The organism is Pseudomonas sp. H3(2019), assembly GCF_007713465.1.
In the GTDB taxonomy this organism is placed as follows: Bacteria; Pseudomonadota; Gammaproteobacteria; order Pseudomonadales; family Pseudomonadaceae; genus Aquipseudomonas.
The window spans coordinates 89221-103202 of record NZ_VMSG01000018.1 but is presented as its reverse complement, the minus strand read 5'-3'; the positions used below and the strand labels follow the sequence as shown (position 1 = coordinate 103202).

Genomic DNA, 13982 nt, shown 5'->3' with positions numbered 1-13982 from the left:
AAATCTTTTGGCCATATTGATCCCCTTTTGGCCTTTCCTGCCGTTCTCTGAATCGCCGCACGCCGCAAGACTGTGTTCAACCGAACCAGCCTGCGGAGAACAAGAAAAATGCTGACGATCTACTCGGACGATCACCACCTGCACCATGGACGCTGCGAATTGATGGACGGGCAACTGATGCCCTGCTTCGAAATGCCCTCGCGGGCCGACCACGTTCTCGCACGCGTTCAATCCCGCAGTCTGGGGCCGGTGCAAGCGCCGCAGGATTTTGGGCTGGGGCCGATCCAGCGCATCCACAGCGACGACTACCTGACCTTCTTCAAAGGCGCCTGGCAGCGCTGGACCGAGTTCGAACGCGACGGCGACTTGCTGCCGTACACCTGGCCGGCGCGCACCCTGCGCACGGTCATCCCGAAAAGCCTGCATGGCCAACTCGGCTATTACAGCTTCGACGGCGGCGCACCGATCACAGCCGGCACCTGGCAAGCGGCGTATAGCGCAGCGCAAGTCGCACTGACCGCCCAGGCCGCGATCCAGCGCGGTGCCCGCAGCGCGTTTGCCCTATGTCGCCCACCGGGACATCACGCCGCCAGCGACTTGATGGGCGGTTATTGCTACCTCAACAACGCCGCCATCGCCGCCCAGGCATTCCTCGATCAGGGCCACAAGAAAGTCGCGATCCTCGACGTCGACTACCACCACGGCAACGGCACCCAATCGATTTTCTATCAGCGCAGCGATGTGCTGTTCGCCTCGATCCACGGCCACCCGGAAGCTGAATTTCCATTCTTCCTCGGTTACGAAGACGAACACGGCGAAGGCGCGGGTGAGGGTTTCAACTTCAACTACCCGTTGCCCGCAGGTTCCGGCTGGGACACCTGGAACGCGGCGCTGGAGCAGGCCTGCAAAGAGATTGAGCGCTACGGCGCCGATATCGTGGTCGTGTCTCTTGGCGTCGACACCTTCAAGGACGACCCGATCTCCCAGTTCAAGCTCAACAGCCCGGATTACCTGGCGATGGGCGAACGCATCGGCGCCCTTGGCAAGCCGACCCTGTTCGTGATGGAAGGCGGCTACGCGGTGGAAGAAATCGGCATCAATGCCGTGAACGTTCTCGAGGGTTTTGAAAGCGCCCAATGAGGAGCAGCAACCCGAATCTGTACCCGACCGAAGCGGCCATGAGCACGCTCTACACTCTGCAACCGCTGCCGCGCGATGCGGAACGGGCGCGGACCCGGGCCTGGACCAAGATCAAATCCGGGACCTGAAACACTCACTCCGCTGAAACCGAAGACCCGCACGAGTGCGGGTCTTTTTGTGACGGAGACTCAACCCTTCAGGCATCAACGTCACCAGACCTTTTTCAACCGCCCGAGCGCTGCGCGGATCGCCTCCTCGGGCACCGCCGCAAACCCCAGCACCAGCCCGGCGCGCTGGTCTGGAGGGGTGCATGACTCCGGCAGCCAATAGTTGCTCAGGCCATTGATCTCGACATCAACACTCGCGGCGGCGTCGATCAATTCGCGCTCGTGGGCCTGAGTGTCGACCGGCACCGTCAAGTGCAGCCCCGCCGCGACACTTGGCAGATTGCCAACACCCGGGATATCCGCAGGCCAACCCGCCAACAGCGTGTTGCGCCGACTCAAGGCCGCGCGCCGCATACGGCGGATATGCCGCTGAAAATGCCCGGCAGCCATGAACTCGGCCATCACCGCCTGAGTGCTCACCTCGGAATGGCGCACATCCACTGCACGACGCTGGGAGAACGCGTCTACCAGGCCCATCGGTAACACCAGATACCCCAGACGCAACGCCGGAAACGCGACCTTGCCGAAGGTGCCGACGTAAAGTACTCGACCCTGTCGATCCAGCGCCGCCAAGGGCGCCAGCGGTGCGCCGCTGTAGCGGTACTCTCCGTCGTAATCGTCCTCGATGATCCAGCCGTCGGTGCGCTCGGCCCAGGCGAGCAATTCCAGACGTCGGGCCAGGCTCATGATCACCCCGGTCGGATACTGATGGGACGGCGTGACGTAGGCCAATCGGCAATCGCTCAACCCGTCCAGTTCGGCGCAATTGATACCGTCGCTGTCCACCGAAACCCCATGCAAGCGCGCCCCGGCCACGGCGAAGGCATGCCCGGCCGCGCGATAGCCGGGGTTTTCCACCGCGACCCCATCGCCTGGCTCCACCAGCAGCTGTGCACAAAGGCTAATCCCCTGCTGTGCGCCACTGGTGATCACAATTTGCTCAGCACTGCACTGCATGCCGCGTGAGCTGCGCAGATAAGCCGCGATCAATCCGCGCAAGCGCTCGTCACCTTCCGGCGCGCCGTAACACAGCTGCTGTAAATCCGGCTTACGCCAGAAAGCCGCATTCAGCTTGGCCCAGACCTCGAACGGGAACAGGTCAAAGGCCGGCACACCGACCCGAAAAGCCCTCGGTGGACCACCCGCAGGCCTGGTCAAATGATGCTTCTCGATCCGCTCTAAAGCCCCGCTGTGGATAACTTTACTGGATGTAACCACAGGTAAATTCAGCCAATTTGTGGATAACCCTGTGGGTAAGCCTGTTGATAACCCTGTGGATACTTTTGTGGATAGTTTTTTCGCCGGCAACGCAGTTTGCGGCAATTGCGCCACGTACGTGCCGTCCCCCACCCGCCCCTCGATGAAACCTTCGGCGTAGAGTTGGTCGTAGGCACGGACCACACTATTGCGCGAAATCGACAACGCCGCAGCCAGATCGCGGCTGGCGGGCAAGCGTGTGCCACTCACCAGCCGACCGTCGAGCACCCGCACGCGTAAAGCCTGATAAAGCTGACGACTCAAGCCCTGACGGCGATCGAGTTCGATACCCGCCGGGTTGAACGACAGGGACAGCAGCGGGTTGTTCATGGCAACGGAGCCTCGCTAATGGACCTACGAAATTGGCTGTTAATGGCTCTTACAACAGACCAATAGCCTGCCTAGGATACAAGCATTCGCCAAGGAAAATATCCATGTATACCCCCAGCGCATTCGCCATCGAAGACCTTCCCGCCCTGCATCAGCAGATCCTCGACACACGCCTGGCCATCCTGGTCACCCACGGCGAGCAGGGCTTGCAGGCCAGCCATGTGCCGCTGCTGCTCAGCCCCGAACAAGGCCCGAATGGCACCCTTTACGGCCATCTGGCCCGGGCCAATCCGCAATGGCAGGAACTGGAGGCCGGGGCCGAGACGCTGGTGATTTTTGCCGGGGCCGATGCTTACGTCAGCCCATCGTTCTACCCCAGCAAAGCTGACCACGGCAAAGTCGTGCCGACCTGGAACTACGTGGCGGTGCACGCCTATGGCAACGCCGAGGTGTTCAGCGACGCTCATCGTCTGCGTAATCTGGTCAGCGCCCTGACCGATCGCCATGAACATGGCCGCGCCAAACCGTGGAAAGTCGACGATGCGCCAGCCCATTACATCGACGGGATGCTCAAGGCCATTGTCGGCTTCGCCCTGCCCATCCAGCGCCTGGAAGGCAAGCGCAAGCTCAGCCAGAACCGCAGTAGCGCAGACATCGCCGGCGTGCGCGAAGGGCTGATCGCCAGCGCCAACCCGCACGACCAGGCCCTCGCCCATTTGATACCAAAGGAATGATCATGAGCCAAATTGAAATTCGCCGCGTTACCGCCAATGACCACGCCGCCTGGCAACCGTTGTGGCAAGCCTATCTGCGCTTCTACGACACCGAATTGCCCAGCGCTGTTTATCAGAGTACCTGGCAACGTTTGCTCGACCCGAACGAACCCACCAACGGTGCCCTTGCCTGGCTCGATGGCAAGGCAGTGGGTCTGGTGCACTTCATTTACCAGCGCTCGAACTGGAGCATCGAAAACGCCTGCTACCTGCAAGACCTGCTGGTGGCCCCTGAACAGCGTGGTACTGGTATCGGTCGATTGCTGATCGAATTCGTCTACGCCACAGCCAAGGCCGACGGTTGCTGCGATGTTCATTGGCTGACCCACGAAACCAACGCCACCGCGATCCAGCTCTACGAGCGCATTGCCGAACGCCCGGGTTTCATCCAGTTTTGCAAAGCCCTTTGAGGCTCAAGGAGAGCAACATGTCGACTTCACTCGCTGACTGGAAAGGTGTCCCGGCACCAACGGTTCAACTGATCGAAGGGCGCTTCATTCGCCTGGAGAAACTCGACCCGGCGCGCCACGCCGACGGCTTGTTCAAAGCCCTGCAAGGCCCGGGCGCCGACCCGAAACTGTGGGATTACTTGCCATACGGCCCATTCCCGGAGCGCAGCGCCTTCAACGATTGGCTGAATAATCATGCCGCCAACAGCGACCCGTATTTCTTCTGCATCGTCGACCGTACCAGCGGCGATGTGCAGGGCATGCTCAGCCTGATGTCGATCGTTCCGGCCCACGGCCGCATCGAAATCGGCCACGTCACCTTCGGCGCAGCGATGCAGCGCTCGCCGAAAAGCACCGAAGCGGTGTACCTGCTGGCCAAAGAATCGTTCGCCCTGGGCTACCGTCGCCTGGAGTGGAAGTGCAACAACGGCAACGCTCGTTCAAAATACGCGGCCGAACGCCTGGGCTTCAGCTTCGAAGGCGTGTTCCGCCAGCACATGGTGGTCAAGGGTCAGAACCGCGACACGGCGTGGTATTCGATTCTGGATTCGGAGTGGCCGGCGATTGGGGTGGGGTTTGAGAAGTGGTTGTCGGATGAAAACCAGACGGATTCGGGTCAGTTGAAAACACTGGCTGAGTGCCGGGGGTAACAGCGCCTGACAGTAAAAGATCGCAGCCTGCGGCTGCGATCTTTTGACTTTACGATAATGCCCCAAGCGATGCTTCACTTGCTCGCGAATGGCTTCACGCCAACTTCTGCGCCAACACCGCTATATGCTCCGGGCCAATCCCGCAGCAACCACCGAGATGGCTGGCGCCGCGCTTCTGCCAATCGGCCGCCCAATGCAAGTAACCAGGCGGATCGAGGTCCTCGCGCAACGGGTCCAGACCATCATTGGCCGTGGCCTCTTTCGGTTGCGGCGGAAAGGCGTTGGCGTACGCGCCGATGTGAGTCTTCACACCCAAACGCTCGAAGGTTTCCCGCGCAGCATCAATCGCCGCACCGATGACTTCCGGCTGGCTGCAGTTGAACAGCAACGTCTCGACACCCAGCTCTGCGGCCACCGCAGCGGCTTCGGTTACAGGTTCACCCGAACGCAAACGCGGCACGTCGTCCGTGTCTTCATCCTTCAAGGTAAACGACAGCCAGAACGGCTTACCGTCCTTTGGCAAACCGGCATGAATAGCCCGCGCTTCGACAATCGAACTCTGGGTTTCGGCCAGCCACAGGTCGACATGAGGCGCCAGCCCCGTGACCAATGGCGTCAGCAATTCAGTCACCCGAGCAGCATCAAAAAGGTCCGGACGATAGGAGCCGAACAGCGGCGGCAATGAACCCGCCACACGCACGGGCTGTTTAGCCGCGTCGGCGGCACGCCGTGCAAGCTCACCTGCCAAAGCGGCAAGCGCCTGACCTTCAGCCGCAAAACGTTCTTCACCGATATGAAACGGCACCACCGCGTAGCTGTTGCTGGTGATCACGTTCGCACCGCTTTCGATATAGGCCGTATGGACGGCCTCAACCGCTTGCGGTGCTTCGCTCAACGCCAGCGCGGACCACTCAGGCTGCCTGAACGGCGCGCCTCGGCGTTGCAGTTCGCGACCCATACCGCCATCCAGAATTACCGTGCTGCCTGCGTCCATATGTTTTTTTCTCATATGCTTATGAAAATAACTCACTACCGGAGTCGTCCTTATAACTATTAAATACGCACCATTCCGTTAATAACAACTTCTTTTTTAGTCAGGAACTGCCCGTGAAACTTCAACCGCTACTGGCCCTGGGCCTGACGATTCTCGCTGCCTCTTCCCAAGCCTTTGCCGGTGCGACGCTGGACCGTATCGAGCAAAAGAAAGAGTTGGTGGGCGTGCTGATGGAAAGCTATCCGCCGTTCTCGTTCCTCAACGATCAGAACCAGCTCGACGGTTTCGACGTCGACGTGGCTAAAGCCGTGGCGGACAAACTTGGCGTCAAACTGCGTCTCGAAACACCGTCCTGGGACGTGATCGCTGCCGGTCGCTGGAGCGGTCGCTATGACATCTGCATCTGCTCCATGACCCCGAGCAAGGCCCGCGCCGAAGTCTTCGATTTCCCGGTGGAGTACTACGCTTCGCCAGCAGTGATTGTGGTCAATGCCAAAGACGATCGCATCCATAACGCCAAAGACCTGAGCGGCAAAAAAGTCGGCCTCACCAGCGCATCCAGCTACGAAAGCTACCTGAACAAGAACCTGGTGATCGAAGGCGCTGAAGACACCCGATTGCAGTACCCGTTCGAGGACGTGCAGATCGCCCCATATGACACCGACAACGTCGCCTTCCAGGACCTGAGCCTGGGCGCTGGCGTGCGACTGGATGCAGTCCTCACCAACCTGGTGACCGCACAACCGCGCCTGACCCAGGACCAGCGCTTCAAGCTTGCCGGCGAGCCGCTGTACTCGGAACCCAACTCCGTGGCCATCGAAAAGGGTGATGCCCAGTGGGATGGCAAAGTGCGCGAAGTCTTTGCCCAGTTGAAACAGGACGGCACCCTGAGCCGGCTGTCACAAAAATGGATCGGCGCCGATATCAGCAAATGACTTCTTTCCCCCGCCCTCCTCAGCCACCGCAACCGGTGGCCGAGTCATTGCTCAAACGCGTCTTTGGTTTTCGTACCCGCCTGTACCTGACCTGGGCGGCGATGCTGGGTCTGTTCGCGAGTTTCTTCCTGAGCTTCGACCTGAAGTTTTCGATCATTCTCGACAAGCTGCCGAACCTGATCGGCCTGCATCTGGCGCCCAACGGCTTCTTGCAAGGCGCAGCACTGACACTGTTTTTGTGCCTGTGCTCGATTGTCGCCTCGTCGCTGCTGGGCTTCATCACCGCCCTGGCGCGGTTGTCGAAGAGTGCCGTGGCGTTCGGCATCGCCAGTTTCTACGCGTCGTTTTTTCGGGGCACGCCGCTGCTGATTCAGATCCTGTTGATCTACCTCGGCCTGCCGCAGCTGGGCATTGTCCCCGGCGCCATTGCCGCCGGGATCATCGCGTTATCGCTGAATTACGGTGCGTACCTGAGCGAAATTTTCCGTGCGGGCATCGTCGGTGTACCTCATGGCCAGCGCGAAGCTTCCCTCGCGTTGGGTATGCGCGAGTCGGTGATCTTCTGGCGAGTCACCCTGCCACAGGCCATGCGCACCATCATCCCGCCCACCACCAACCAATTCATCTCGATGCTCAAAGACTCATCACTGATCTCGGTGATGGGCGTCTGGGAAGTGATGTTCCTGGCGCAGTCCTACGGCCGTTCCAGCTATCGCTACATCGAAATGCTGAGCACGGCAGCGATCATCTACTGGCTGATGTCGATTGGTCTGGAGTTGATTCAGGCGCGGATGGAGCAGCATTACGGGAAGGCGTACAAGCAGCGGAGCTAAGACGTCCATTTCGCCGCAAGCCTTGTGCATCCAAGGCATCGCAACCCTCCTGAAATCGATGTATCCGAGAACGACGTAAGGAAAAACGTCAGCAACGGGAGGCCAATAGTCATGCGGCCTCCAAGGCGGAGTCTTTTCTACAACCGAAGCTCCAACACCTCGCACAAGAGCCGGAAATACCCGGCATCGAGGCATGTGCCCGCCCTTTTAGAGTTCGACCTCCCCAAGGAAGAGGTCGCATTCAATGCCCATTTTGCACACTCATCGTCCACACCATCTCGCTCTGGCAATCGCCCTCGTCTTCGGCTGCAGCGAAATGTCCCATGCTCAGCTAACAGAGCCCGAAGTAACCGAGACCAAGCCTCGTCCGGTCAAAGCCCGAAAACCTGCGAAACCCAAACCCACCCCTCAGGACTCTGTCGAACAGCACTTACCCGACGTCCCCGTCACCACCGCAGTGGCGTTGATCCCCCCCGATAACAGACAAGCCGTTCCTGTTGCTGTTCCTGATCCTGATCCGCTGCTCGTCGAGGACATGATTGCCCCCAAAGAACCCTCGGCAAGTGAAGGATTGAGCGCTGCACTGACACCTGAACTCCCGGCGGAAGTGATGACCAATGCCCCCTCGGTCGCCAACAGCCTCGACTCCGATAAACCCGGCACAACACAAACGCCGAAGACGCTTGCAAACAATGCCGCCATCAATGCCCTGCTCACCAGCAACACCGCAACGGCCGCCATAGCGCTGGAGCAACTGGCTGGCGCCAGCAACGCCAACCTCGCCAATGCCACGCTGAGCAGTGTCCGGCCGGTGAGCGCGAGCATGCTTTCGACCCTGCGCGAGCTGAGCAACGACGCGAGCCTGCAAGATCACTCGGCAACCGGTCACGATAGCAACGGCAGGGTCTGGATCCAGGCGCTGGGCAACTCCGCAACCCTCGATGACAAACAGGACGACAGCGCATTACGACAACGCACTCACGGTGTAGTGGTGGGGGCCGACTGGTCACTCGACAATGATTGGCGCGCAGGCGTACTCGGTGGCAAATCACAAACACGCCTGGACGGGGTATTACTGGACGGCGATCTCGACAGCTGGCACCTCGGTGCCTATGCGCTGCGCCAAAGTGGTCCGTTGGCATTGCGGCTGGGTGCGACCTACAGCAGTCATGACGGAACCACCAAACGCAACATTGCCTTCAATGGTTACAGCGACCCACTCAAAGGCAGCTACGACGCCAGCAGCCAGCTGGTTTTCGCCGAAGTCGGTTACAACCTGGGGCGTGGCGCCCTGCAGGCCGAGCCTTTCGCAAGCCTGGGGTATGAACATTACCAACGCGACAGCTACCGGGAAAAAGGTGGGGATGCTGCGCTGAAAGTCGACAAACAAACCCAACGCAACTTCAACAGTATCTTTGGCCTGCGCCTGGCACACCGCAGCGACCTGGAAAACGGCATGAGCCTGACCCCGCGTATGAGCGCTGGCTGGAAGCACATCTACGGCAATGTCAGCAGCCATGTACATCAGACCTTTTTGGTAGGTGGCGAGTCGTTCTACGTCGAAGGCATTCCACTGGACCGCAACAGCCTGACACTGGAAGCGGGGTTGGACCTGAGGGTCTCACAGCAGCACTCCCTGAGTGTTGCCTACAACGGTGAGATGAGCAGCAACAGCCACGAAAACGGCGTGATGGGGCAGTGGCGGATGAGCTTCTAACGTCCACAAATCCGGGGCGAAAAAAAAGGGGGGCACATGCCCCCCCGAGGTAAAAGTGTTGCAGTCGAGGCTGTTAAATCAGCCTTCGATCTCAATCAGGATTTCGCCCGGGTTGACCCGGTCGCCCTTGGCCACGTGGATGGCAGTCACTTTGCCGGCGATGGCCGCTTGCACTTCGGTTTCCATCTTCATCGCTTCGGTGATCAGCACCGCCTGACCGGCTTTCACGGTGTCGCCTTCCTTGACCAGCACATCGACGATGTTGCCTGGCATGGTGGTGCTGACGTGGCCCGGCGCGCTGGCTTGCTTGCGCTTGCTGCTGCCACCGCTGACGAATTCGTTGAGCGGCTCGAACACCACTTCTTCCGGCATGCCGTCGATGGACAGGTAGAAGTGACGCTTGCCTTCGGCCTTGACGCCCACACCGGTGATGTCGACGCGGTAGGTTTCGCCGTGAACGTCGATGACAAACTCGGTCGGCACACCTTCGCCACCCGCCGAGGTCACGCCGCCAGCCTCCGGAATCGGCAACAGCACTTCCGGTGTCAGGGTGCCGGCTTCGCGTTCTTCAAGGAACTTGCGCCCTATGTCCGGGAACATCGCATAGGTGAGCACGTCTTCTTCAGACTTGGCCAAGGCACCGATTTCGCCGCGCAGCTTGGTCATTTCCGGCTTGATCAAATCCGCCGGACGGACATCAATGACTTCTTCGCTGCCGATCGCCTGACGGCGCAGCTTCTCGTTCACAACACCCGGCGCTTTGCCGTAGCCGCCTTGCAGGTAGAGCTTCACTTCGTTGGTGATGGTCTTGTAACGCTCACCGGCCAACACGTTGAAGAACGCCTGAGTGCCGACGATCTGCGAAGTCGGAGTCACCAGCGGTGGGAAGCCGAGGTCTTCGCGAACCCGCGGAATTTCGGCCAGCACTTCGCTCATGCGGTTCAGAGCGCCCTGCTCTTTCAACTGGTTGGCGAGGTTGGAAATCATCCCGCCCGGCACCTGGTTGACTTGCACGCGGGTGTCGACGGCAGTGAATTCACTTTCGAACTGGTGATACTTCTTGCGCACGGCGTAGAAGTACAAACCGATTTCCTGCAGCAGTTCCAGGCTCAGGCCGGTGTCGTATTCGCTGCCCTTCAGGGCGGCGACCATCGACTCGGTGCCTGGGTGGCTGGTGCCCCAGGCGAAACTGGAGATCGCAGTGTCGATATGGTCGGCACCATTTTCGATGGCCTTGAGTTGGCACATCGCAGCCAGGCCAGCGGTATCGTGAGAGTGGACGAACACCGGCAGCGACTGCTCGGTTTTGAGCGCCTTGACCAGTTCGCCAGTGGCGTACGGGGTCAGCAGGCCAGCCATGTCCTTGATCGCCACGGAGTCGCAACCCATGGCTTCCATTTGCTTGGCTTGCGCCACAAAAGCCTCGATGGTGTGCACTGGGCTGGTGGTGTAGGCGATGGTGCCCTGAGCGTGTTTGCCGGCAGCTTTCACCGCTTCGATGGCCACCCGCAGGTTACGCACGTCGTTCATCGCGTCGAAGATGCGGAACACGTCGATGCCATTCACCGCCGCCTTGGCGACGAACGCTTTGACCACGTCGTCGCTGTAGTGGCGATAGCCCAACAGGTTCTGGCCGCGCAGGAGCATTTGCAGACGGGTGTTAGGCAGCGCCGCACGCAGTTTGCGCAGACGCTCCCACGGGTCTTCCTTGAGGAAGCGCACGCAGGCGTCGAACGTCGCGCCGCCCCAGACTTCCAGCGACCAGTAGCCGACTTTGTCGAGCTTGTCGCAGATCGGCAGCATGTCATCGGTGCGCATGCGGGTCGCGAGCAGCGATTGGTGGGCGTCGCGCAGGATTGTGTCGGTTATGTGGATACGCTTTGTAGGTAAAGAGTTAGTCATTGGAATAGTCCTCACAGGCCTGCGTGGGCGGCGATGGCGGCGGCGATGGCCAGGGCCAGCTCTTCGGGTTTGCGCTTGATCGAGTAGTTGGTCAGCTCAGGGTGGCTTTCAACGAAGCTGGTGTTGAACTGACCGCTACGGAATTCCGGGTTACGCAGAATTTCCTGGTAATAAGCGGCAGTGGTCTTGACCCCTTGCAGACGCATGTCGTCGAGGGCACGCAAGCCACGGTCCATCGCTTCTTCCCAGGTCAACGCCCAGACCACCAGTTTCAGGCACATCGAATCGTAGAACGGTGGAATGGTGTAACCGGTGTAGATCGCCGTGTCGGTACGTACACCGGGACCGCCGGGTGCGTAGTAACGGGTGATCTTGCCGAAGCTCGGCAGGAAGTTGTTTTTCGGGTCTTCGGCGTTGATCCGGAATTGCAGCGCAAAACCGCGGTGCTGGATGTCTTCCTGCTTCACCGACAGCGGCAGACCGGAGGCAATGCGGATCTGCTCACGGACGATGTCGATACCGGTGATTTCTTCGGTGATGGTGTGTTCCACCTGCACCCGGGTGTTCATCTCCATGAAGTACACCTCGCCCTCGGCGAGCAGGAACTCCACGGTGCCGGCGTTCTCGTAACCCACCGCCTTGGCTGCACGCACCGACAGGTCGCCGATGTAGGCGCGTTGCTCTGGCGTCAGTTGCGGGCTCGGGGCGATCTCGATCAGCTTCTGGTTGCGACGCTGGATCGAGCAATCACGCTCGAACAGGTGCACCACGTTGCCGAAGCTGTCGCCAAGGATCTGCGCTTCGATGTGCTTGGGATTGACGATGCATTTTTCGAGGAAGACTTCCGCCGAACCAAAGGCCTTGGTCGCTTCGGAAATCACCCGCGGGAAAGCTTGCTCCAGCTCTTCGCGGCTGTTGCAGCGACGAATCCCGCGACCGCCACCACCGGAGGTGGCCTTGAGCATCACCGGGTAACCGATGCGATCGCCTTCGGTCAGGGCTTCGGCGATGTCGGCGACGTTGCCTTCTGTGCCCGGCGTGACCGGCACGCCAGCCTTGATCATGCTGCGGCGAGCTTCGGTCTTGTCGCCCATGCGGCGTATGACTTCTGCCGATGGGCCAATGAATTTGATACCGCGCTCGGCGCAGATATCGGCCAGCTCGGCGTTTTCCGAAAGAAAGCCATAACCTGGGTGCAACGCGTCGCAACCGGTTTCCACCGCGAGGTTCACCAGCTTGCGCGGGTTCAGGTAGCCGGCCAGTGGCTCGGCACCAATGCTGTGGGCTTCATCGGCGCGTTTGACATGCAACGCATGGCGATCGGCGTCGGAATAGATCGCGACCGAACGAATGCCCATCTCGGCGCAGGCACGTACGATTCGTACGGCAATCTCACCACGGTTGGCAATCAGGATTTTTTTTATCACTTGGAGGTTCCCTTGAGCCGGTTGCTACCCACGACCTTGGACTGGGTCGGCGCGTGACTAAATATTTCAAGCCAGTCGCGTAGTCACACTAGCCCGCTCAAGGGATTAACAAAAATCAATAATAATTGGGTCAGGCATAAGTAAAGACTTATAGTTGAAGGGCCCGCCCGCGACCAGAGTGTTTCAATAATGCGTAAGTCCTTGATGCGTATGACATTACGCCAGCTTCAGATCTTCAACGAAGTCTGCGATTTGCGTTCCTACAGCCGCGCCGCCGACGAAATGTCGCTCACACAACCGGCCGTCAGCCTACAGATTCGTCAGCTTGAAGAGCTGATTGGTCAGCCTTTGTTCGATTACGTCGGCAAAAAGCTCTACATGACCGAAGCGGCTGAAGCGTTACAGCGCGCCAGCCGGGATATTTTCGGGCGCCTGGAAAACCTCGATATGCAGCTCTCGGACATGCAAGGCTCATTGCAAGGCCAGCTGAAACTGGCGGTGGAATCCAGCGCCAAGTACTTCGTACCGCACTTGTTTGCCGCCTTCAAGCGCCAACACCCGGAAGTGAACCTGCAACTGACGGTAGTCAACCGCGGACAGGTCATCCGACGCCTGTCCGACAACCGCGACGACCTGGTGATCATGTCCATGGTGCCGCAGGACATGGGCCTGGAGTTTTTGCCGTTCCTCAACAACCCGATCGTCGCCGTGGCGCCACCGGATCATCCGCTGTGCCATATGGGCCCCCTGCGCTTGCAGGATCTTGAGCCCTACACATTGCTGCTGCGCGAACCCGGCTCCGGGACACGGCTGGCGTGCGAGGAGTATTTCAAAGAGAAGCGCGTGCACTTCAACCAGACCCAGGAAGTCTCGTCGGCCGAAGCCCAGCGCGAATGTGTGGTGGCGGGTCTGGGCCTGGCCTTGTTGACGCGCCACGCCCTGAACCTGGAGTTGGCGACCGGCGGGCTCAAAGAGCTGCCGGTCGAAGAGCTGCCGTTGTACCGCAGCTGGTGCCTGGTGCAGGCCAAAGCCAAACGCCTGTCACCGGTAGCGCATGCGTTCCTGGGGTTTATCCGCAGTGAACGGGTGCAGATCAGCGCGCTGGTTGAGCGTTTCGACGCGAAACTGCCGGTTTTGCCTGCCAGTAATTGAGTTCCAGATCCGGGTATTCACCGATCTCGGCCAGAAGCTGGCGGTGCTCGCAGCGATCTTCAATCGCGCGGCGAAACGCCATGCGACGCTGGTCTTCTTGCTGACGGCGGGTTCTGACTGCGCTGTTGCGTTCTTCGTAGTGCTGGGCCATTTCGAGTCTCCCAAGGCGAGTACGGGAGTTTCAAGATAGGCCCGGGGGATGACGGTTTAGCGGCGCGGGGATTACAGGGATGTGAAAGTTGCCAACTTCGAGGAC

General features: G+C 59.8%; 13 protein-coding genes and 1 pseudogene. 9 read left to right on the top strand and 5 right to left on the bottom strand.

The features are described 5' to 3' along the window. Positions 1–108 precede the first annotated feature (108 nt). On the top strand, positions 109–1140 hold the full coding sequence (locus FPT12_RS18710) for a histone deacetylase family protein (RefSeq protein ID WP_145018343.1): 1032 nt from the start codon (positions 109–111) through the stop codon (positions 1138–1140). After that, positions 1134–1268: pseudogene (locus FPT12_RS18705) on the top strand (polyamine ABC transporter substrate-binding protein); the annotation flags it as partial. The gene FPT12_RS18710 and the pseudogene FPT12_RS18705, both read left to right, overlap by 7 nt. A gap of 81 nt (positions 1269–1349) precedes the next feature. Here the strand turns inward: FPT12_RS18705 and FPT12_RS18700 are convergent. Beyond that, complete coding sequence (locus FPT12_RS18700; protein WP_145018341.1) at positions 1350–2894, bottom strand: PLP-dependent aminotransferase family protein; 1545 nt, start codon at positions 2892–2894, stop codon at positions 1350–1352. 104 nt (positions 2895–2998) lie between these two features. Between FPT12_RS18700 and FPT12_RS18695 the strand changes: the two genes are divergently transcribed. Genes FPT12_RS18695 through FPT12_RS18685 form a run of 3 tightly spaced genes read left to right on the top strand, consistent with a single transcriptional unit; the run spans position 2999 to position 4766 of the window. After that, entirely contained in the window at positions 2999–3628 is a 630-nt protein-coding gene (locus tag FPT12_RS18695) for an FMN-binding negative transcriptional regulator (protein ID WP_145018339.1), read from the top strand. A gap of 2 nt (positions 3629–3630) precedes the next feature. Further along, a complete protein-coding gene (locus FPT12_RS18690) occupies positions 3631–4077 on the top strand; it encodes a GNAT family N-acetyltransferase (RefSeq protein ID WP_145018337.1) in 447 nt (148 codons plus the stop codon). A 17-nt stretch (positions 4078–4094) separates the two neighbouring features. After that, on the top strand, positions 4095–4766 hold the full coding sequence (locus tag FPT12_RS18685; protein WP_145018335.1) for a GNAT family N-acetyltransferase: 672 nt from the start codon (positions 4095–4097) through the stop codon (positions 4764–4766). A 94-nt stretch (positions 4767–4860) separates the two neighbouring features. On the opposite strand, the gene FPT12_RS18680 is transcribed toward FPT12_RS18685, so the two are convergent. Beyond that, positions 4861–5760, bottom strand: coding sequence for a homocysteine S-methyltransferase family protein (locus tag FPT12_RS18680; RefSeq protein WP_145018333.1), 900 nt, complete (start codon positions 5758–5760; stop codon positions 4861–4863). Between the two features lie 113 nt (positions 5761–5873). Between FPT12_RS18680 and FPT12_RS18675 the strand changes: the two genes are divergently transcribed. The 3 genes from FPT12_RS18675 to FPT12_RS18665 all read left to right on the top strand — a co-directional run bounded on the left by FPT12_RS18675 (position 5874) and on the right by FPT12_RS18665 (position 9245). Beyond that, positions 5874–6695, top strand: a complete 822-nt coding sequence (locus FPT12_RS18675; RefSeq protein WP_145018331.1) for an ABC transporter substrate-binding protein — start codon at positions 5874–5876, stop codon at positions 6693–6695. Continuing rightward, a complete protein-coding gene (locus tag FPT12_RS18670; protein WP_145018329.1) occupies positions 6692–7528 on the top strand; it encodes an amino acid ABC transporter permease in 837 nt (278 codons plus the stop codon). The genes FPT12_RS18675 and FPT12_RS18670 overlap by 4 nt, the downstream gene beginning before the upstream one ends. A gap of 535 nt (positions 7529–8063) precedes the next feature. Beyond that, on the top strand, positions 8064–9245 hold the full coding sequence (locus FPT12_RS18665; RefSeq protein WP_256676805.1) for an autotransporter domain-containing protein: 1182 nt from the start codon (positions 8064–8066) through the stop codon (positions 9243–9245). Between the two features lie 78 nt (positions 9246–9323). Here FPT12_RS18665 and oadA read toward each other — a convergent pair whose 3' ends face one another. Further along, a complete protein-coding gene (gene oadA, locus FPT12_RS18660) occupies positions 9324–11147 on the bottom strand; it encodes a sodium-extruding oxaloacetate decarboxylase subunit alpha (RefSeq protein WP_145018325.1) in 1824 nt (607 codons plus the stop codon). An 11-nt stretch (positions 11148–11158) separates the two neighbouring features. After that, complete coding sequence (locus tag FPT12_RS18655) at positions 11159–12574, bottom strand: acetyl-CoA carboxylase biotin carboxylase subunit (protein ID WP_020294870.1); 1416 nt, start codon at positions 12572–12574, stop codon at positions 11159–11161. Positions 12575–12763: 189 nt separating this feature from the next. On the opposite strand from FPT12_RS18655, the gene FPT12_RS18650 reads away from it, so the two are divergent. Continuing rightward, a complete protein-coding gene (locus tag FPT12_RS18650; RefSeq protein WP_145018323.1) occupies positions 12764–13726 on the top strand; it encodes a LysR family transcriptional regulator in 963 nt (320 codons plus the stop codon). Here the strand turns inward: FPT12_RS18650 and FPT12_RS18645 are convergent. Next, positions 13668–13877 (bottom strand): PA3496 family putative envelope integrity protein, encoded by a 210-nt coding sequence (locus FPT12_RS18645; RefSeq protein WP_145018321.1) that lies wholly within the window; start codon positions 13875–13877, stop codon positions 13668–13670. The two genes, FPT12_RS18650 and FPT12_RS18645, sit on opposite strands and share 59 nt — an antisense overlap. Positions 13878–13982 lie beyond the last annotated feature (105 nt).